This window comes from Tepidimonas charontis (genome assembly GCF_007556685.1).
Taxonomy (GTDB): domain Bacteria; phylum Pseudomonadota; class Gammaproteobacteria; order Burkholderiales; family Burkholderiaceae_C; genus Tepidimonas; species Tepidimonas charontis.
Genome location: NZ_VJON01000009.1, coordinates 1 through 19001, shown reverse-complemented (window position 1 = coordinate 19001; position 19001 = coordinate 1). Strand labels below are relative to the sequence as shown.

12 protein-coding genes and 4 pseudogenes are annotated in these 19001 nt (G+C 64.9%); 4 read left to right on the top strand and 12 right to left on the bottom strand.

Annotation, left to right across the window (positions count from 1 at the left end; genetic code table 11):
* The first annotated feature begins 8 nt into the window (after positions 1–8).
* Together Tchar_RS04255 and Tchar_RS04250 are read left to right on the top strand one after the other, a co-directional pair.
* On the top strand, positions 9–710 hold the full coding sequence (locus Tchar_RS04255) for a fumarylacetoacetate hydrolase family protein (RefSeq protein WP_144327841.1): 702 nt from the start codon (positions 9–11) through the stop codon (positions 708–710).
* Positions 707–1243: a nucleotidyl cyclase domain-containing protein gene (locus Tchar_RS04250; RefSeq protein ID WP_144327840.1), complete on the top strand. Its 537-nt coding sequence runs from the start codon at positions 707–709 to the stop codon at positions 1241–1243. The genes Tchar_RS04255 and Tchar_RS04250 overlap by 4 nt, the downstream gene beginning before the upstream one ends.
* Positions 1244–1320: 77 nt before the next feature.
* Here the strand turns inward: Tchar_RS04250 and Tchar_RS04245 are convergent, their stop codons facing one another.
* The 3 genes and pseudogenes from Tchar_RS04245 to Tchar_RS13950 all read right to left on the bottom strand — a co-directional run.
* Positions 1321–2817: a D-alanyl-D-alanine carboxypeptidase/D-alanyl-D-alanine-endopeptidase gene (locus Tchar_RS04245; RefSeq protein ID WP_144327839.1), complete on the bottom strand. Its 1497-nt coding sequence runs from the start codon at positions 2815–2817 to the stop codon at positions 1321–1323.
* Positions 2818–2985: 168 nt separating this feature from the next.
* Complete coding sequence (locus tag Tchar_RS04240; protein ID WP_144327838.1) at positions 2986–5712, bottom strand: DEAD/DEAH box helicase; 2727 nt, start codon at positions 5710–5712, stop codon at positions 2986–2988.
* A gap of 13 nt (positions 5713–5725) precedes the next feature.
* Positions 5726–6066, bottom strand: a pseudogene (locus Tchar_RS13950) (IS481 family transposase); the annotation flags it as partial.
* An 85-nt stretch (positions 6067–6151) separates the two neighbouring features.
* Between Tchar_RS13950 and Tchar_RS04230 the strand changes: the two are divergent.
* A pseudogene (locus Tchar_RS04230) lies at positions 6152–7241 on the top strand (IS5 family transposase).
* Positions 7242–7616: 375 nt separating this feature from the next.
* Here the strand turns inward: Tchar_RS04230 and Tchar_RS04220 are convergent.
* The 9 genes and pseudogenes from Tchar_RS04220 to Tchar_RS04180 form a co-directional block, all read right to left on the bottom strand.
* Complete coding sequence (locus tag Tchar_RS04220) at positions 7617–7898, bottom strand: DUF2442 domain-containing protein (RefSeq protein ID WP_144327837.1); 282 nt, start codon at positions 7896–7898, stop codon at positions 7617–7619.
* Between the two features lie 12 nt (positions 7899–7910).
* The gene (locus Tchar_RS04215) at positions 7911–8180 is read right to left on the bottom strand and encodes a DUF4160 domain-containing protein (RefSeq protein ID WP_144327836.1); all 270 of its coding nucleotides are present in this window, start codon (positions 8178–8180) and stop codon (positions 7911–7913) included.
* A 2-nt stretch (positions 8181–8182) separates the two neighbouring features.
* Positions 8183–9883 (bottom strand): site-specific DNA-methyltransferase, encoded by a 1701-nt coding sequence (locus tag Tchar_RS04210; RefSeq protein WP_236640206.1) that lies wholly within the window; start codon positions 9881–9883, stop codon positions 8183–8185.
* A gap of 169 nt (positions 9884–10052) precedes the next feature.
* Positions 10053–11138, bottom strand: a complete 1086-nt coding sequence (locus Tchar_RS04205; RefSeq protein WP_144327835.1) for a hypothetical protein — start codon at positions 11136–11138, stop codon at positions 10053–10055.
* Positions 11135–11611 carry an HIRAN domain-containing protein gene (locus tag Tchar_RS04200; RefSeq protein ID WP_144327834.1) on the bottom strand — a complete coding sequence of 159 codons (477 nt, stop codon included), beginning with the start codon at positions 11609–11611 and terminating at the stop codon, positions 11135–11137. The genes Tchar_RS04205 and Tchar_RS04200 overlap by 4 nt, the downstream gene beginning before the upstream one ends.
* A gap of 112 nt (positions 11612–11723) precedes the next feature.
* Positions 11724–12941 (bottom strand): DUF3322 domain-containing protein, encoded by a 1218-nt coding sequence (locus Tchar_RS04195; protein WP_144327833.1) that lies wholly within the window; start codon positions 12939–12941, stop codon positions 11724–11726.
* Positions 12938–16333, bottom strand: a pseudogene (locus Tchar_RS14305) (ATP-binding protein). The gene Tchar_RS04195 and the pseudogene Tchar_RS14305 overlap by 4 nt, the downstream one beginning before the upstream one ends.
* A complete protein-coding gene (locus Tchar_RS04185) occupies positions 16326–17003 on the bottom strand; it encodes a DUF4194 domain-containing protein (protein WP_144327832.1) in 678 nt (225 codons plus the stop codon). The pseudogene Tchar_RS14305 and the gene Tchar_RS04185 overlap by 8 nt, the downstream one beginning before the upstream one ends.
* A gap of 24 nt (positions 17004–17027) precedes the next feature.
* Positions 17028–18491: a DUF3375 domain-containing protein gene (locus Tchar_RS04180; protein ID WP_144327831.1), complete on the bottom strand. Its 1464-nt coding sequence runs from the start codon at positions 18489–18491 to the stop codon at positions 17028–17030.
* Between the two features lie 187 nt (positions 18492–18678).
* Here Tchar_RS04180 and Tchar_RS04175 point away from each other — a divergent pair.
* Positions 18679–19001 (top strand): annotated as a pseudogene (locus Tchar_RS04175) (transposase); the annotation flags it as partial.

Genomic DNA, 19001 nt, shown 5'->3' with positions numbered 1-19001 from the left:
GCCCCACCATGACCACCGAACTCTGGCCCGCCCCACAACCCGCCGTGCTCACCACCGTCGACGGCGCCGCCCGCTTGCCCGTATATCGGCTGTTTTTCGTCGGGCGCAATTACCACGCCCACGCGCGCGAAATGGGCGTTGCCATCGACAAGGCCACCGCGCGGCCGTTTTATTTCACCAAGTCGCCGGTGCATCTGCTGCCCAGCGGGGCTACCCTGCCCTACCCCAGCGAAACGCACGACTTTCACCACGAAGTCGAGTTGGTGGTGGTGCTGGGGCGCGGCGGCCATCGCGTACCCGTCGAGCAGGCACACGAGTTGATTTATGGCTACGCCGTCGGCCTGGACATGACCCGGCGCGACGTGCAGCTGCGTCTGCGCGACAAGGGCCACCCCTGGTGTCTGGGCAAAGATGTCGAGGGCAGCGCAGTGTGCGGTGCGGTGACGCCGATGCCGGGACACGCGCTGTCGCGCGGCGCCATCGCGCTGACGGTCAACGGCACGGTCCGCCAACGGGCCGACATCGCCGACCTGATCTGGAGCGTGCCCGAGCTGATCGCCGATTTGTCGCTGTTTTACCACCTGCAGCCCGGCGACGTGATCTACACCGGCACCCCAGAAGGGGTGGCGGCCGTTCAGCCCGGCGACCGCCTGCACGGATCGGTGGACGGCGCGGGGGCGGTGGACGTCCACATCGGCCCTGGCCTATGAGTGGCGCGGCGCGTGCACGGCCGGCCGTTCCGCTGCTGGAGCGCAGCAGTGGACTGCACAATGCCAGTGCTGCACTGGACTATCTGGTGCGCATGCTGTCACTGGCCGCGCGGCGCGGCCTGCACACCACCGTGCTGGCCCTGCAATTGGACGAGGCCGCACAGCTGAGCGCGGCGGCGGTGCGGCGCGCCGAGCGCCGCCTGGTGCCCGCGCTCAAGGCACGGTTGCGCACGCACGAACTGCTCGCGCATTGGGCACCGGGCGCCTTCGTCGTCGTGCTGCCCGACGCCGACATTCCCAGCGCGTTGGTACTGGCCAGTGATTTGCGTCAAGTCGCCGCCGATGCTGGCGCCCGCCCCGGCCACAGGGGCGCCGGCGGCATCAGCCTGAGTATCGGCGTGCACACGCGCGCCGCGCACCACGACACCGTGGCCGACTGGCGCACCCTAGCGGCGGAGATGATCATCGCTGCCCAGCGCGCGCTCGACGTGTCTGCCGCCAATGGCCCCGGGCGTATCGAAATCGAGCCCTGAGCACGCCGTTCGCCGCCTACCACGGCCAGCCATCCGTCGTCCTGGCACCACGCGCCCCCAGTGCGGCAGCGCTTCGTTTACGGTAGCGCTGCCGCCCACTGCACCAGGGCATCCAACGCCGGGCGCGCCGCCCGCGCGTTGGGATGGTTGACGATGGCCACCAGCACCCGCCGCTGCCCCTGCGGCCCATGCACCACCCCGGCCAAGGCCTGCACATCGGCGAGGCTGCCGGTCTTCAGGTGCGCCACCCCAGGCGGCATCGGACTGCGCCGCAGGGTGCCGTCGATGCCCGCTGCCGGCAGTGTGGACAGCAGCTCCGGCATCCACGGGCGGGTCCACGCCCACTGCAGCAGCTGCGCCAGCGCCGCCGCCGTGGTGCGCGCGTCGCGGCTCAACCCGGCGCCATTGTCCACCTCGGGCGGGCTCGGCTGCGTGCCGAAGCGCTCACGCCACCACGCTTGCAGTGCAGCGCGCGCCGCCTCGAACGTGGCCGGTGCTGCCGGGGGCAGGGCTTGCCCATCGGGCACGCTGGCCGGGCGCACCACCCCCTCCGCGCGGCGTGCCTCCTCCTGCGGTGCCGGCAGCGCCAGCGTCAGCAGCAGGTGCTGCGCCATCACGTTGTTGCTGAATTTGTTGACGTCGCGCACCACCTCCGCGAGCGGCACCGACTCGAAAACCAGACGGGCGGGCAAGCCCGCAGGCACCGCGCCTGCGCGCACCGCACCCGTCAACTGCCCGCCCAACTGTGCCCACAGCCCTGCCACCGCGCGCGCGGCGAAATACGGTGGCTGCGGATGCGCCACTGGCCACGACCGTACGCCGCAACTGAGCGGGTAGCGCCCAGCAAAGCGTGGGCGCAGCGCATCCGACAAATCGGCGCGCAGCGCCGCCCGCCAGTCTTGACACGGCCCGTCGGCCAGCGGCACCGGCACGGGCGGCGTCACTCCTGCCAGCGGCGGCTCCAGTTGCACGCGCGCCACACCGGCCTCGGTGTCGGGCACGAAGGTGAACACCTGGGCGCCAAAATTGACCAGCAGCGCATCTGGCCCGACGTTGTAGGGCCGCAGCGGCTCGCCATCGAAGGCGGCCGGGTCGTGCGGCGGCAAGGCAAAGGCCGTGCGGTCCAGCACGATGTCGCCGTCGATGGCGCGAATGCCCAGTCCATCGCGAATGCGCTGCAACAGCAGCCACAGGCGCTCCGCCACTAGCTTGGGGTCGCCGCCGCCGCGCAGGTACAGGGTGCCCTGGAGCGTGCCGGCACGCACGGGCCCGTCCACATGCACCGTGGTGCGCCAGGTGTACGCCGGGCCCAGGCGGTCCAGCGCCGCGGCGGTGGTCACCAATTTCATCACCGACGCCGGGTTCATCGGCACGTCCGCACGGTGGCGCAGCCATACCTGCCCGCCGGGTGCCGCATCGGCCACCACCGCTGCGACCGCGTCGGACGGTACACGGGCGGCCTGCAAAGCCTGCTGCACGCCAGCCGGCAGGCCTTGCGCATGGACGCCGGCTACCCACACCGCAGCGCCGCACAGCAGCCACCACCGCAGCTGCCAGCAAGGCTGCCGCGCCATCGGGGTCCGGCTGGGCGCTGGCTGCCCAGGCATTAGAGCGCGCCGCGCTGGCCTCAGATCGTCACCGCGAAAAGGGAAAACCCCAGCGGTGCGCAACACCTCGGCCGCGCGTGAAACTGGTGCTTGCTGAAAAAACGGGTTACCCATACCGCTTGCAGCGCTGACGTGTCAGGGCAGCAACGGCGCCGAGACTAGGGGCAGTTCGCACTCAATCCAGTCCCACCGCTTGTCCTTGACCATCACAAAGCGGCAGCGCCCATTTGACAAACTGGCCCACAAGCCGCCAATCAAACGATCATCCTTGGCTGCCTCCCAGCGGTCGGCCCCTTTGTATTCAACCGCCAGAATCGGGCCGGGCTCGTTGGCGCGGCCCGGCAGGCGACACAGGAAGTCGGGATAAAAACGTCCGTCTGCTTTTTGCAGGAAGAACGCGCAGCCCTCACGCCGAACCAGGTTGCGCACCCAGAACTGGATGCGCCCTTGCTGCGCCCACATATCCAACTGGCAGGCGCACTCGAACTCCTCCTTGCTGTCGAAGTCGCCAATGCGTCCGTAGTAATGCTTGCGGAAGTCAAAACGCCCGAAGCGCCCGTCGTAGTCGCGGCTGGGGGCGTAAGCCTGGGGGTGAAACTCGAAGGTGTACGAATCGGTGACCGCCACCCGCGCGTCCGCGTCGCCACCGAACAGGACCTGCTGGAATGCCTTGCCAACAGCTTGCTTGCGCAGCTCGCGAATGCGCACTTCCAGCAGATCGCGAATCAAAAATTTTTGCAGATTGGCGCGGGCCAGCGTGAAGCCTTCGCGGCGCAGCAAGGCGGCCAGCCAGGCCGCGACGAACGCCAGCTTGCTGGTGTGGATCAGCGACGGTTCAGGCAGGTTGCGGCACAGCCACGCCGCCAGGCGCACCTCGTCCCAGTTTTCCGGTGGGTAGACGAGACCCAGATCGCGCTGCAACTCGGGCAAAAAGCGCGAGACCACGCGGCCATACTCATCGACATCGATCTCGCCCCCTTGCGCCACCTTCAGCGCTGCATCCAGCGTCGCCAGTTCCGCCTCTGTCGGCGCAGACTCCTCGGCGGCCAAGTCCCACGGATACTCCAGCACCTCCGGATCGTCAAAAGGCACCAGCTCGCCCTGCACGCGCAAGGCCAGCTGGGGCACGCGGAAACGCTCGCCCAGCTCGGCAGGCGTCTGGAAGAACTCGATGGCCGTGGTGCGGCTGACTTCGGCAGCTTCCGCGATGGCTGCCGCAGCGGTTTCGCTGGTCACCGCTGTCTTGAGCACCTCGGCCTCATCCTCGGTCAACGGAGCGGTGATGGTCAGCGTGTGGCGTTGGCCATCCCAGCTCACTTTGTCGCGCACCGGCTTGGGCACGCTCGAAAGAGTCGGCCTCTCGTTCAGGGCAATCGCCACCGGCCGAAACACGACCCGGCCGCTGTGGCCTTCCAGGTCCAACCGCCCTTGCTCCGGTTTGGCTGCGGCCACGAACTCGCGCACCTCGCGCCGCTCAAAGCCTGCACCAGCCACCAAGCGGTCGCGCAAGGCGGTGGCGGTTTCGGCAAAGCTGCGCGACACCACGAAGGCGTAGGACTGATTCAAGGCGTTGGCCTGCCAACGCCGCGCCCCCGGCTGCCGCAGTACCCGCCCGAGCAACTGCTCCACCGCGGTGGCCGATTGCAGCTCCGCCAAGCTGACCAGAATGTAAGCAAAGGGGCAGTCCCACCCCTCGGCCAGCGCCCTCTGGGTGATGACGAACTTCACCGGACAGGCCGGGTCAGATAGTCCCAGCCTGTAATCGGCCTCGATGCTCTCCAGCCCCTTTTCCTCGCCGGTGGCCACCACGATCTCACGGGCAGGAATGCCGTGGTTGGCCGTCAGCTCGTTTTTCACTCGCTCGACATCGAGCGTCTCCACCCCGGCGCGTCGCGGCTGCGCCTGAATCAATACCATGGGCCGCAGATAGGGCGCGCCGGCCCGGTATTCTTCATCCGCCAGCCTGTGTAGGGCATCGCGTCGGGCGATGGCATCGGCCAGGCATTGTTGCCAGTTCGGCTCCGTTTCCAGCATCACCGGCAGCTTGATCATGTCTTCCGCCTTCAACTCGGCGGCGGACACACTGTGCAGCACATTGCTGGGCGTTCGTTCCAGGTCGGGCGTGGCGGTCAGCTCCATGATACCGCTGGGGCGCAAGCGCGCCAGCATGTCAAAGGCCAATTCGGTGCGGCTGTTATGCGCCTCATCGACGATCACGAATGGGCGCCGCAGACGCAACACATTGGCCAGGGAGTAAGGCGTGGTACGTTCGCTGCCCTCGCCATCGGTCAGCAGCGCCTCGCGTTGGCTCGGTGAAAGGTGCTCGAAATGATGCATCAGTGCGCCGCTGCTCTGATATACCTTGCGCGACTCTTCGTCTTCCACCTGGAATGCCTGACGTGTGGCGACGATCACCGTAGTCGAAGTATCCAGCGTGGCACGGGTCACGCTCATGGCCTCTGCAAGATCGAGCACCGTAATCGGCCCCGCCTCGCGCAGCACAGCATGATACGGGTGGCTACGATCCTTCAGCGCCTTGATCGTCTGCGCGCGGATCGCCTTGCTGGGCACCAGCCACAGAATCACGCTGTGCTCGGTGCGCAAGAGATGTGTATTGACGAGCGCTACACTTTTTGCGGCCAGCCAGGTCTTGCCGCCGCCGGTGGGCACGCGCAAACAAAAATACGGCATGTCATCCGGAAAGCCCGACAACGGGTTGTAGGGCAGACCGTGTCCCCACAGTCGCTCGGTGGTGACCGTGAAGGCAATCGAGGGCGACAGCAGCTCGTGACAGGCCTTGAAATAGGCCTCGATGCTGTCGAGCACCTGCTGTTGGTATGTTTTGGGGGCAAAGGCCGTCATGGTGAATTTCCTACAGGTAGCGGCGGTGATCCTCGTCGGGCATCTGGGGCAGATACTTGACGTTCACATGGAGATACCCGGGTTCGTAGACCTTGAACGGCTTGTGCCCCGACTTTCCGGCAGTGGGCTGCAAGTCCGTCAGGCGGCCGACGTCATGCCGTTGCAGGCAACGGTTGAGGCCGGAACGGGAGACGTTGGGGTGGATGAACTCCCGCGTCACCACCAGGAAGTCGTCCAGGGGGAGCAGAAGGGGTCTTGCGCAATTGCACCACCAGAAGCTCCTGCGCCGGGGGTGAGCGTGGTTTGCAGGCGATGCGCGGTATGCGAGCGATCTTGCACCGAATCCCGGCTCTTAACAGGCCGTTGAAAAAATCCCCCGTCGACGCTGGCCTCCGCCAGTATGATCTGAAACGATCGGCGAACGACGCGGACGAGGACGATGAGAGGCAACCAAGACTTCCCAGGCAAGCGATGTTCAGCTACATCAGCCTTGAAGAGCGCGTGCCGCAGACACACCCGCTGCGCAAGCTGCGCGCCGCAGTCGTTGCGCTGCTGGCGACGATGAACCGCGAGTTCGACGCGGTGTACGCCCGCCGGGGCCGCCCGTCGGTGCCGCCGGAGATGCTCGATGCCCTGCTGCTGCAGATCCTGTTTTCCATCCGCAGCGAGCGCCAGTTGGTCGAAGCGGTCAACTACAACCTGCTGTACCGCTGGTTCGTGGGCCTGAACATCGAGGACAAGGTCTGGGGCCACTGCCCCTTCAGCGCCAACCGCGAGCGGCTCTTCAACGAAGACTTGGCCCGCGCCTTCTTCGAGCGGGTCAAGCACACCGCCGATTGGGCAAGCTTGACCAGCGACGAACACTTCAGCGTGGACGGCACGCTGATCGAGGCCTGGGCGGAGCCCTTGAGCTTCAAGCGCCGGGACGACGACAGCGCCAGCCCGCCCGGGCGCAACCCCGAGGTGGACTTCAAAGGGCAGCAGCGCTGCAACGACACCCACGCCAGCACCACGGACGCCGATGCCCGCCTGTTCAAGAAGAGCCAGGGCGACAAGTCCCGCCTGTGCCACATGGGCCACATCCTGATGGAAAACCGCAACGGTCTGATCGTGGACGTGCAGATCACCCATGCCCGCGGCACCGCCGAGCGCGAGGCAGCGCTCGCGATGCTTGGGCGCCGGGGCAACAAGAACAAGCGGGCTACGGTCGGGGCCGACAAGGGCTACGACAGCAAGGCCTTCATCGAGGGCTGCCGAAAGCTCAAGGTCACGCCGCACGTGGCGGCCAAGGACAGGCACTCGGCGGTGGATGCCCGGATCACCCGACACGAGGGCTACAAGACCAGTCAGAAGGTGCGCAAGCGCATTGAGGAGGCCTTTGGCTGGATCAAGACCGTGGGTGGTCTGGCCAAGACCAAGCTCATCGGTCAGGCCAAGCTCACGGGTCAGGCGCTGCTGTGCTTTGCCACCTACAACTGGGGTAGCGCCTTGGGGCAATCGGCGGCTGGTGGGACGCGCATCATGCGTGAGCCCGGGGATACGTGCGCCCAAAATGGGCCAACAGGCCTGAAACGGGCCCCGAAAAAGGGCTGCGCAGACCGCGAAATGGGCTCTGAAGTCGGCTGAAAACCGATGTGCATGCTGATGGCGTTGCGTTGATGTACATTTTTTCAACGGCCTGTTAAAGCGCCGGATCGTGTCTTCAGAGACCCCCAACTCATCCGCCAGCGCCGCCACGGACAGGGGCGAAGCCTGGATGTAGGCGCGGATAGCCGGCGTAGTCGTGGCGTTTTTGTGCAGGCGGATCATCAGGGTTGGGGGCTCCGTAGGTTGTCGATCAGTTCACGCATCGCTTCGCGACTGACGAAGAGTGCATGACGGCGGGCGTCTATGTAACTCTACATTTACCCCATGGGATGCAGAGGTTCCTGAATCGAAAAATCAGCTACATCCACTGGCTGGCCACGCAAATACAGCATGTCTGGAGAGAGGTCGATCTCATCCGTCCACACCACTGTGCCGTGCTCGACGTGGGCGCGCCGAAACAAGGCTTCGTCTTGCAGCGCGGAAAATGCCGGGTAGCGTAACAGGCTCCGCATATCGAAGCGACGGCATTCACCGGATGCGAATTGGACGACAAGGACGTAACCCGGAAGCGGTCTGACTTGAATTACGTCGGGCGTCATGACGATCCCCCCTCAACGCAATGGGTCGATTTTGAAAGGCGTCTGCCCCGTGCTAGCCAAATACCAGTCTGCCATCAACTCGTCGCGGTGAATTTCGATCCACGCCTGCAGCAGTTTCATTTGTCTTGGCGGCAACTCTCCCTCAAGCAAATACCCATCGGGAATCTGGATCACGGCCTTGAAATCGTTGTAGCGTACATGAATATGTGGCAGGTGATGCTTGTCGGTATCCAACACATACATGGCCACCAATATGCCGTAAAACATGCTGATCGTCGGCATCGTCACATCTCCAAGGCGTAAGGCGTTTGCTTGAAGGTGATGCCTTCGCGCGCGGCGCGAGCGCCCATGCGGTTGGCGGCAGCGTAGATCACCTTCGGGCCCGCAAACTTGGGCAGTGTATCGAACACGGGGCCGGTGAGGACATTGCCGCCACCGATCGACCTGTCTTTGAGGATACCGTTGTAGAGCAGATAGATCGCGCGGCCTTCGTGCACGCCCAGCAGCGGTGAATCGGCGGTGCCGGTAAAACCCGTGCCGGTCTCAGTGAACCAGACGAACTCGGCCAGTTGCGCAAAAGTCACGTCGCGGCGAATCTGGCCGTCGGCATCGAACAGCGGTTCGGCGGACAGACGACAGAACTGGAAGCCGCTGCCAAGGCCAGTCACCGCTTGCCCTTTGGCATTGGTGTAGCCCAGCGCGGCGCGCCGCACGCGTTCGGCGGTGACATTGCGGGCGATGTTTTCATCCATTTCGACCAGGATGAAGCGACGCTTGCCGCCGTCCTCGGCGTTTTGCTTGAGCACGGCATGGGCCGTGGTGCCGGAGCCGGCGAAGGAGTCGAGGATGAGGGAATCCTTGTCGGTGGCGATTTGCAGGATGCGCTGAATGAGCCGGGTGGGTTTCGGCGTGATGAAAACGTCGTCAGACGTGTTGAAGTCGACCAGTTCGAGCAGTTCTTTTTTCGCTTCCTGAGTGTGCCCGACATCTTTGTAAAACCACATGGTCTGTGGCACCACGCCATCCTTTACATCGGAGAGATAGCGCTTGAGGCGAGGCATATTGTTCCCAGATTCGCCCCACCAGATACGCCCCTCTTGATTCAGGCGGTCGAAGTTGGCTTTTGATACTCGCCAGTACATTCCTTTTCCTGGACCGGATATGACTCGACCAGATGGGCAGGTGACCGGGTAGGTTCCTTCAGAGTAGTAGTTGCGTGCTTGCAAGTCGCCCGATGTCCATGGGCCACGTGGGTCATTATCCGGATTCTTATATCTCGCGTTCGCGCCTTCGTCACGAGGAATCAGGTTAGGGCGCCAACTGTCCGCGTTTAAAGCGTAAATGACAATGTAATCGTGATCCTCAGAAAAATGGCGAGCAGAGTTCTTCGGCGCAAAAACCTTCTGCCACAGGACGGTCGCCACAAAATTTTTCGCCCCAAAAATCTCGTCCATCACCAACCGTAGCGCGGCCACCTCGTTGTCATCGATGGATACGAAAATCGCGCCGTCCTCGCGCAGGAACTGCCGCAACAGCACCAGGCGCGGGTACATCATGCACAGCCAGCGGTCGTGCCGGTCCAGCGTCTCACCTTCCTTGCCAACCACCTCGCCCAGCCACTTGCGAATCTCCGGGCTGTTGACGTTGTCGTTGTACACCCAGCCCTCGTTGCCGGTGTTGTACGGCGGGTCGATGTAGATGCACTTGACCTGCCCGGCGTAGCGCGGCAAGAGGGCCTTGAGCGCGTGCAGGTTGTCGCCCTGCACGATGAGGTTGCCACTGCTGGCATCGCCGCAGGAGCGCTCGGGCACCGCCTCCAGCAGGCGGAACGGCACGGCCTGGTGGTGTTTGACGACGGCTTCCTTGCCAATCCAGTTCAGCGTGGGCATGGGGTGTGGAGGTCGGCGGTTGGCGCGGGCGTCAGGGGAAGGCGTTGCCCGGCGCGCGTGTTCGTGCAACGGCTGCGCGTCGATGGCGCCGGTCACGCAGACACGGTCGATGCGAAGTCTATCAGCGGGCAGGCGATTACCCTGCCCGTTGGCGGCGCACCGCTGCGCACCGCGCAGACACCGCCCCAGCGCGGTCTGGCCCCAGGGCGGCAGGGGCAGCGTCCCCCGTCAACTACGGCCGCAACCTTGCCATGGGGACGCGGGGCTACGCCCCCCCCAACCAGTACCCGATTGCAAACGCCGTGACCAGCCACCGGAGGGTTCCGCTACCCCGCCCGCGCGTCTTGAGCACCACCCAGTTGACGAAGTCTCGCACCTCGCGCTGGCAATCGAAATCGACAGCAATCGACATCTGCCCGTTTGCATCGGCCCAGCGTAGTGCCTCCTGGGGGTGCTGGGCGAAGTGGATATAGGCCGCGAAGACTCGATCAAGTCGCGTATCGATCGCATCCAGGATCGCTTCGACGCGCGCATCGCCCACGGGGTCATGGGCAAAGGTGCGTTGGGCCAGCGCGGCGCGCACCGTCAGCCAATGTTCCAAGGTGGCCGCAAAGCGTGCTGCGGCAATCTCTGGCATGCCTTGGCCAGCCCCGACCTCGTAAGCGGCCCTGGACAGCGCCGCCAATTCTCGGGCCAGCCCCTGTATGGCGGGGCGCACGGCATGCTCCAGAGCGGCTGCCGCCTCTTCATAACTACCCCAGAGCTTATGCCCGGCAGGAGTTTCCCGCCGATTCAGCCGCTCGCGCCATGGGCGCATCTGCTCGGCGAGCCAGCGCACGCCGGGTTGGATCGTGACCGTGTCGGCGTGCGCAAGCGATCGGTTCAGCGGTGTGGGCAAGCGCACGCCGGAGCCGAGGGCGCCGGGGTCGGAGTCGGCGGCTCGCGCCCACTCTTCGCCGACAAGCGCAGGAACGGCGCGTGACAGGGAGCTCGCCTCGACTTCGGCGGGAAATGGTACACGGCTGTTTCCCGAGCAAGCGCTGGTCTTCTTTGCGGGGCTGGCAAGCCACGCCTGCGGACGGGCGCTGTCATCGAGCACCGTTGCGCGCGTGCCGAAGTGACGCTCAAGCCAGGGCTCCACGCGAACGAAAGCCAGTTGCGCCCAGCGCACGGGCGGATAGAGAAGCAGCATGACCATAAAACCCGTCAGGCTCATGGCGATGGCGATGAAAAGCCCCTCGCCCAGCCCTTCGGCGGCGAAGAACCCGATGAGCCCGATGACCGCCGCAAAAATGAAGGCGGCGAGCCGATACGTCGGCCACAGCGCAGGCACAGTGGTGGCGGTTTTCATTTGCCCTCCGCGATGACAAACTCGATTTTGCGCCAAGCGGCCGCCGCTGGGGTATAGCGCAGCAGGCGGCAGACGAGCGGTTCGCCTCGATCGAGCCGCCGTGCGATCTCGGCACTTTCGGCGCGCGGCACATGGCCCAGATGCGCCCCTTGCCAGAGAATGCGCACGGCGAGCGGATCACGGGGATTGTCCGGCTCGCGCTCGAGCGTGAGAGCGTCGCCGCTGGCAAAACCGGCCTGCCCTTGTGCTTCGAGCTGGGGCCCGTCGTAATGGGCGTAGCCGGCCACGTTGGCGATGAGCAGCGTGCCAGGGGCAGCGGGTTCCAGCCCAAGGCACGACAAGACCGGGATCAGGCGGGCGCGGCTGGTCGCGTCCAATGCGGGCAAGGCCGGCTGGCGCACGTCGTAGTCCGCTACCGGGTCAAACGGCGCCGCAGCTACCGCCGCTTCGCGCGCAGCGGCGGCAGCGTGCATTCCAAAACCCCCTACTCAGCCAATGCGCTCGCCCTCGAAACAGGGGGACACAGCGCTCACAAAAAGAAGAATAGGCAGCGCATACCGCTGAAGACGTCGGCCCGGCCCCCGTTTACAAAGACGGGGCTGTGTCCGCTCGCGAGAGCCGACTTGCCAGTTGCTGCTGTAGCCAGCCATAGCCCACGCGCTCTTGTTCCATTCGCAGCCGGGGTTGGTAGCGATCAAAGCGCAAATCGTCGTAAACGGCGGCCTCTTCGATGGTCAGATGGGGGAGGTCGTGGTGGACCGGTTTGGGTTCTTCGCCCCAGTGGAGGCGGTGGGCCAGCAGTGTTTCGCGGTCCATGAGGAAGGAGGCCGTGTGGGGGAAGTGGCTGCGCAGCTGGTTGAGAATGGCAAAGCCGTGGGTGTCGAGGTCGCCCCAGTAGTGCAGCCGGCAGCGCTGGAGCCATGTTGCGGGCGGCAGGGCTTCCCAGCCGTAGCCCGCGCCAAAGATGATGATGGCCTTGGCCACGGGGGGGAAGGCAAGGAAGTTGGTTTCGTTCTCGGTGATGAACACGCGCTGCACGGGTAGCGTCAGGGCCGCGAAGCTGGCCATGTCCAGGGTGATGTCGGGCAGGTTCTGCGGTGAGGATGGGCAGCCCGGTAGACTGGGCAGGGTGGCATCGAGCAGTCGAAAGCGGATCCGCGCGGGCTTGTCCAGGAAGCCAAAGCGGCGCGTGAATTGGGCAAGGCCGGTGGCGTCCGCTTCGATGGCGGTGGGAGGCAGGGCCAGATTGAGCAGTTCGGTGAGCACGCCGCGGTGGGTCTCGATGAATTTGCTGTCGACGCCGGGGATGTCGACCTGGCGCATATAGATGCCCGGGCGAGGGTGAGCCTGCAGCCAGGCGACGATTGCCAGGAGTTGTTCCCAGCGGTCGAGCCAATCCAGGGCCTGGATCGGCCGCCGGGCAAGCCAGTCGAGCAGGCAAGGCTGCGCGGCTGCCGTTTGCTGCCACAGGGCCTGGAACTGTTCGGCCTGGCGGGTCTTGCCGATGAAGGCCAGGGTGTCTCCCAGGGTGTCGAGCCACACTGTCGCTGGCAGCCGCTGCATGCCCTGGATGCGGTGGTTCCAGTCGCGCCATTCGATGCGAACATACGGAGTGTTGGCGATGTTGTACAGCCAGTCTCGTACGGCTTCGAAGCGCTCGGTGAGGTCGGCAGGCGAGGGGCCCTTGAGATTGAGGCGCAGCGGCCAGGGTAGGGTGTCCATCACCGCTGCCCGCAGCAGTTCGCCGCGATCCCACAGGCGCTGGACTTGCGCGCGCAGATCGGCAGGCAGGGTCCAGTTCATGGGGGCGTGCCCATCCCAGCCGTTGCATTGGCGGCTTTCTGCGCTTGGTATGCCTCGATCGACAGGCAGCGCAGCCGGGAGTCGCGCCCGCCTTCGTTGTGCACAAAGCCGACGCTGGCCACATAAGGCTCGATGATGTGGATCTTCTGCAGCGGTGTGACGATGAGAAGCTGCAGGTTGAGCTGCTGGAACAGGCGCAGGCCGTATCGCGCCGATTCGTCCGAACCGCGCCCGAAGGCTTCGTCAATGACGACGAAGCGGAATGATCGTGATCGCACCGCTCCCCATTCCAGGCCAAACTGGTAAGCAAGGCTTGCCGCCAGCACGGTGTAGGCCAGCTTTTCCTTCTGGCCGCCCGACTTGCCGCCCGAGTCCGAGTAGTGTTCGTGCTCAGCGCCATCGGCGCGCCAGCGCTCGCTGGCCGAGAACAAAAACCAGTTGCGCACGTCGATGACTTTGGTGGCCCAGCGGCGGTCGATGTCCAACAGTCCCTCGCGGCCACGGAAGCGGTCGATGATGGCCTTGACTTGCAGGAACTTGGCCTCGGAGTAGGTTTCGTCGGCCGAGCCGGTCAGTGTCCCCTCGGTGCAGGCGCGCAGGGCTTGCTGGAATTCGCGGATCTCGGCATCCGGGCTGGGGGAGGCCACCAGGGTGATATATCGGCCGGGGTTGTAGTCGATGGCCTGCAGCGACAGGTTGATGCGCTCGACGCGCTCCTTGATGCGCTCGCGCCCGCGGTTGAGCTGGGCGTTGAATTGGGCGATCTCGTTGATCGTGTTGACATTGAGCAGCTCTTTGAAACGCGCTTCGAAGCGCGGCAGGTCGTCGCGCTGCAAACCCTCGAGCATGCGTTCATATTCGGGCAGGGCCGCCAGACTGGCATCCATTTCCACGGTCTCGGCCTTGAACGCCTCTTTGAAACCACGCATGGCGTTGACGATGCGTTCGGTCAGGTCGGTCAGGTTCCTGTTCTTATTGTCGATGCGCATCTGCAGCCATTGACGCATCTCCTGCTCGCGGTTGTCGCAGGATTCGACCGAAAGCTGGTGTTCACCCAGCGCCTGCGCGCGTCACTGATCCAGCTGCCCGATCTGGGCCTCGGTCAGCGGCGCCTGCTGCCATAGCAAAGCGGCCTGGTTGCGCATGGCCTGGGCCGTTTCGTGCTTGTTCTTGATCTCACCCCGCTTGCCCAGAAGCTCGGCGTACTGGCCCTCCAGCTCGCCAAGCCGGTCCTGCGCGGTCCTGAGCTGGCGTCCCAGTTCCTGCAAGGTGTTCGGGGCGGTCTCCAGCCGTGTGCGCTCCTCGGTCAGTGTTGCGATTCTGCGCGCCAGGCTCATCCAGTCGATGTCGGCAAAGCGGGTGAATTCTTCCAGCCGGTTCAGCGCATCCAGCCGGCCCTGCAATTCACGGCGGGACTGGCTGAGCTCGCTGATGCGCTGGGCATGCACCGCCAGTCTGGCCTCGAGCTGGGCGCGCGCATCGCGCAGGGCCCGCAGCTTGTCGGCATTGCTCCAGCCCAGCACGTAGCGGCTGCGATTGTCGATCCGGCTGCGGTCGTCCTTCTCGTGACGGCCACCCGGCTCTTTGATCTGCCCGGCGCGGGTGATGGCCCGCGCCTCGCGCTGAAACTGCTCGGGGGTGTCGCAGCAGGCAAAGTCAAAGCGGCTTTGCAGTTCCTGTTCCAGCCATGCGTGGTGGGGGGAATCGGGCTTGATGACGAGTTTTCTTACCAGGGATTGCGGATGCAGGCTGGCACCCGGCGCAACCTTGCGCGGCCGTACGTGGAAGTACACCAGGCGGGCGCCCAGATGCTGGCGGTCCACCCATGTGGCGACGGCCCTGTAGTGGCCGTCCGGTACCAGCAGGGCCAGGCCGAAGCCGCGCAGCAGCCGCTCGGCGGCGCCTTCCCAGTCGCGCTCTTCCGCGCGCACCTGAATCAGTTCGCCCGCGAAGGGCAGCTCGTCCTCGGGCAGCCCCAGCGCCGCACACAGCGCTTCGCGGATGCGGATCTGGGCTGTGTCGATATTGCTCTTGCGCCGCGCGAGGCTGTCGATCTCCTCGGTGAGGGCGGTGTGTTCTTCCCGTCCCTTGCGGAAGGCGAAGTCCTCTTCGCGCTCGCGGTTGTCCAGGTCGGCCAGTTGCGTGCGCAATGCTTCGGCCCGCTGGGCCATGCCCTGCTGGAGGGCAAGGAAGCCGGCCTCATCTTCCGGTGCTGGCTCATCCATGCGGGCGAGCAGGACATGATAGCGGTCGGCGCGTTGCTGCCGTTGGACCTTTTCCTGCTGCAGGCGGCGAATCTCGGCGGCCAGCTCCTCCAGGCGGTCGCCGCCTTGGTCGCGCATGGCACGTTCCAGTCGGCCGATTTCAACGCGCGCGGCCTCCCGCTCGGCTTCCAGGCGCTCGATCCGTGCATCGAGCCGGGCGGCCTCCTGCGCCAGCAGGTCGAGGCGGCGCTCCAGCAGCTGGCCCTTGAGGCGGGCGAAGTACGGCCGAAGCTGATCCCGCGCCTGGCGCCAGCGCTCGATCTCGTCCGTGAGCTGGCGGTGACGTGCGCCGTTTTCGACCAGCGGGGTCAGCATTTCCACCTGCCGCTTGGCCTTGAGCACCGCCTGCTGGGCCCGGTCCAGATCATCGAAGTGACCGATCAGGGATTCGATGCGACTGCCCACATCAAACGGTTCCAGCATGTGATTGCGGACAAAGTCGGTGAGGAGATTGCCGACCGATTTCATCGAAACCGTCTGGTGGAACAGTTCCAGGGCCTGTTCGTGCTCAATGCCGAAGCGGCGGCGAAACCAGGCGGCATAGGGCGGGAAGCTGTCGAATAGCTGGCAGTCAGCGCTGCGCAGCTTTTTGCGCAGGGTATGGATGTCGCCCTCCATGACCCGGAAGTCATCGGCGATGCTCAGGGCCCGCTCGGCCGTGACGAACAGGCGCTGGGGCTAGCCTTGCGTGTCTTTTCCCCAGAAGAAGACCTGGGCCAGCGTCACGGCCTGGTCATAGCCCTCATTGCGGAACACCGCGAGGATGATGGAGTGGCTGGATGCATCGCGCAGCGCGACCGGGCGGGTGCTACCCGTGATTTCGTTGCGCTCGCTCTTGTAATGGCCAACGACGTAGGAGCGCAGGGAGCGCTCGCGGGCCTCGGCCCCCGCCGCCTTGTTGTAGGCCACGCGTTGCGGTGGCACGAGGAGGGTTGTGATGGCATCGACCAGGGTGGACTTGCCCGAACCGATGTCGCCGGTCAGGAGCCCGTTGCGCCCGCCAAGATCGAGCCGCCATACGCGCTGGTTGAAGGTGCCCCAGTTTAGTACCCCCAGCGAGTGCAGCCGAAAGCCCACCCGACTGTCGTCCGCCACGAAGTCAAGCCCAAGCATCGGTGCATCAAGCATCGCGGTTGTCCTCCTCCACCTTCCCTGACAGGGCCAGGCGATACGCTTCGAGCCGGGCATCCAGCTCCGCTAGCCAGGTTGCGTCGATAAAGGCCTTCAGGATGCGGCGTACCTCGTAATGGCCGCGGTCGTGCGCACTGCCAACGGCGGGCTTGAGCCGGCGCAGGAAGCCCAGCTCCACCACCTTGGTAAGGGTTGCGTCCACCTGGTCGATCAAGCGGGCCTCGTTCGTGCCATCGGGCAGGTATACGCGCATCAGCTCGACGATGTCATCACGGGACAGCACCAGCCGTGTGTCCCCGCCAAGGGCATCGAACTCTGCCAGGCGCTTGCGCAAGAGCGCCAGCATCAGGCTCACCGCATAGGACAGCGGCCACCGCGCAACGAGACGGGGCAGGCGCGGACCGTCCTCGGATTCGTCCGGGTCGGGGCGGCTGCGCAAAAAGGCATAGCCCTCCGCTTCTTCCACTACCAAGTCAAGCAACAGCACGGCGGCGTATTCCCGCACCTGCGTCTGCAGATGCAGCAGGCTGGCCCACAGGCGCTCATCCTCCTCACGGTAAAGCACCCCTTTGAGCAGGTGCAGCAACAGCTGAGTCAGCTCGGGGGTGGCATGCGGGGTGCCTTGGTGCCCTTGGGGTGAATCGTGCGCGTAGAAGACTTCGCCCATGTTTTATCTGTTCGCGGTCAATGGTCAGCGCGTGAAAATCACGCGCGGCAGGCGCGCCTCGCGCATCACCGCCTCGCCCTCGGTGTTGCACGACGACCAGCGGATGGTATCGGTCACGCGCTCATCGATCACAGCGCGTATCCCGTCCAGGCCATCCTGGGTGTGGGCCAGTTCCAGATAGGTCAGCAGTTCGGCCAGACCCTGATGCAGCGGCTCATCCTCCACAAGCTCGCGCAGCGTGACTTGCGGCCTGTTACGCAGCGCGTGTAGCACATTGGCGCGCAGGCGCCCCTTGTCCACCACCCTCTGTCCGAACAAGCTCGTGGTGTCGATATCGTCCCCGCCCGCGACCAGCGCGAATTCGCCCAGGCGTGGCCTGACCTGCGGCGTGTACAGCGGACGCTCCAGCGGCAGCTGGATGTCCGCCGCCATGCCGTCGATGCTCATCACCATACCGGCGGGAATGGCCTCGCGCAAAGCCAGCGCCTTGCTCTCGATGCCGTGCAGCAGGTCCAGGATGCGGCGGTTTTCCAGAAAGGCCCGGTCGTCCAGGAAACGGCGCAACTGCTGCGAGAGCATTGCCACCGTGCGCTGCGTGTGCTCACCAGCTTCCAGCCAGTCATGATGCACCCGGCGCAGGCGCGGGTCGGGGGCAAGCTCAGCAATCGCAGGAAGCGCAAGTATCCGCTCCAGCCGCTCGGAAAGCTCCTCCTGCCGCCGGCTGGACATCAGGAAGTCCCAGAAGGCGCGGAAGCTGCGGCCTTGGTCAGAATCCCCGATGGCATCGCGCTCGCCCATGATCTCATCGAGCAGCGCACCCTTGCTGCCTTCCCACAGCGCGATCTTCTCCCGCACCTTGCGGTCTAGCTGGCGGAAATTGTGCTCCACCTCGCGAAAGTCGGCCAAAAGCTCGCGTGCCAGCTGCTGGAACTGGAGAAAACGATCCTTGATGGCCGTATCGTCCAGGATTAGTACCTCGCCTGCCAACAGCCGGGCAATCTCCGCATCCAGCGCGTTGCGCCTGGCGCGAAGGTCTGCCAGACGCTTGCTCGGATCGGTCTCGGTGCCCGTGCTGATCTGCTCCAGAAGCGTGAACAACGTGAGCAGGCGCGATTCAGTGCCAACAAAGGGCCGATCGGTCAACGACAGCAGCCAGGCAATCGCCTTTTCCGTGGCTGGCGTCAGGTCGAACTGTGCCTCATCCGTACCCGGCTTGTAGAACTTGCGCAGCCAGCCCTTGTCCGCTGCGGCCCAGTCATTGAGGTATTCGATTGCCGACTTGGGGTAGGCCTCAGCCCCCAGTTGCTCGCGCAGGGCGTACAGCTCGTCCTCCAGTGCCTCGGCCAGATCGGCCTCGCTCATCACCCGCACATTGGGGGCCACGAACACCCGGTGCAGGAAGCTCGCCACGAGCGGGGCATGCGGCGAGGCCAGAAGCCGCCAGGCCGGGTGGCGGTCGCGCAGGGCGGAGAGGGTGGCGTGGTCCATTGGGCAACGGTTTAATCCCTATGTCATGCCCTCTCGCTTTGGTGCCGCCTGGCTAAAGCGCAAAGGGCATCGACCGAACTGCGGAGTGACTTCATTGACGACGAATTATTGATCCGAAACGAACGAACTTTGATTAAGGAAGGTCTGCAAAACCCCCACCTGACTGCCGGGATGGGACAATAGCGACATGAAGCAGATGAGTCTTCAGGTGCCGATGTATACGGGCTTTGAGCTGCGCACCAAGCGCACCCGCAAGCGTGAGTTTTTGGAGCAGATGGAGCGTGTGGTGCCCTGGAAAGAGCTGGTTGCGCTCATCGAGCCGTATGCGCCCAAGGCAGGCCCCAAGGGTGGGGTTGTCCACCCTTTGCGGTCGAGAAGCTTTTGAGGATTTACTTTCTGCAGCAGTGGTTTGGGCTGTCGGATCCGGCGGTGGAGGAAGCCCTGTATGACACGCCGCTGCTGGCCCGGTTTGTTGGGTTGGACCTGGGGGTGGATGTGGTGCCGGATGAG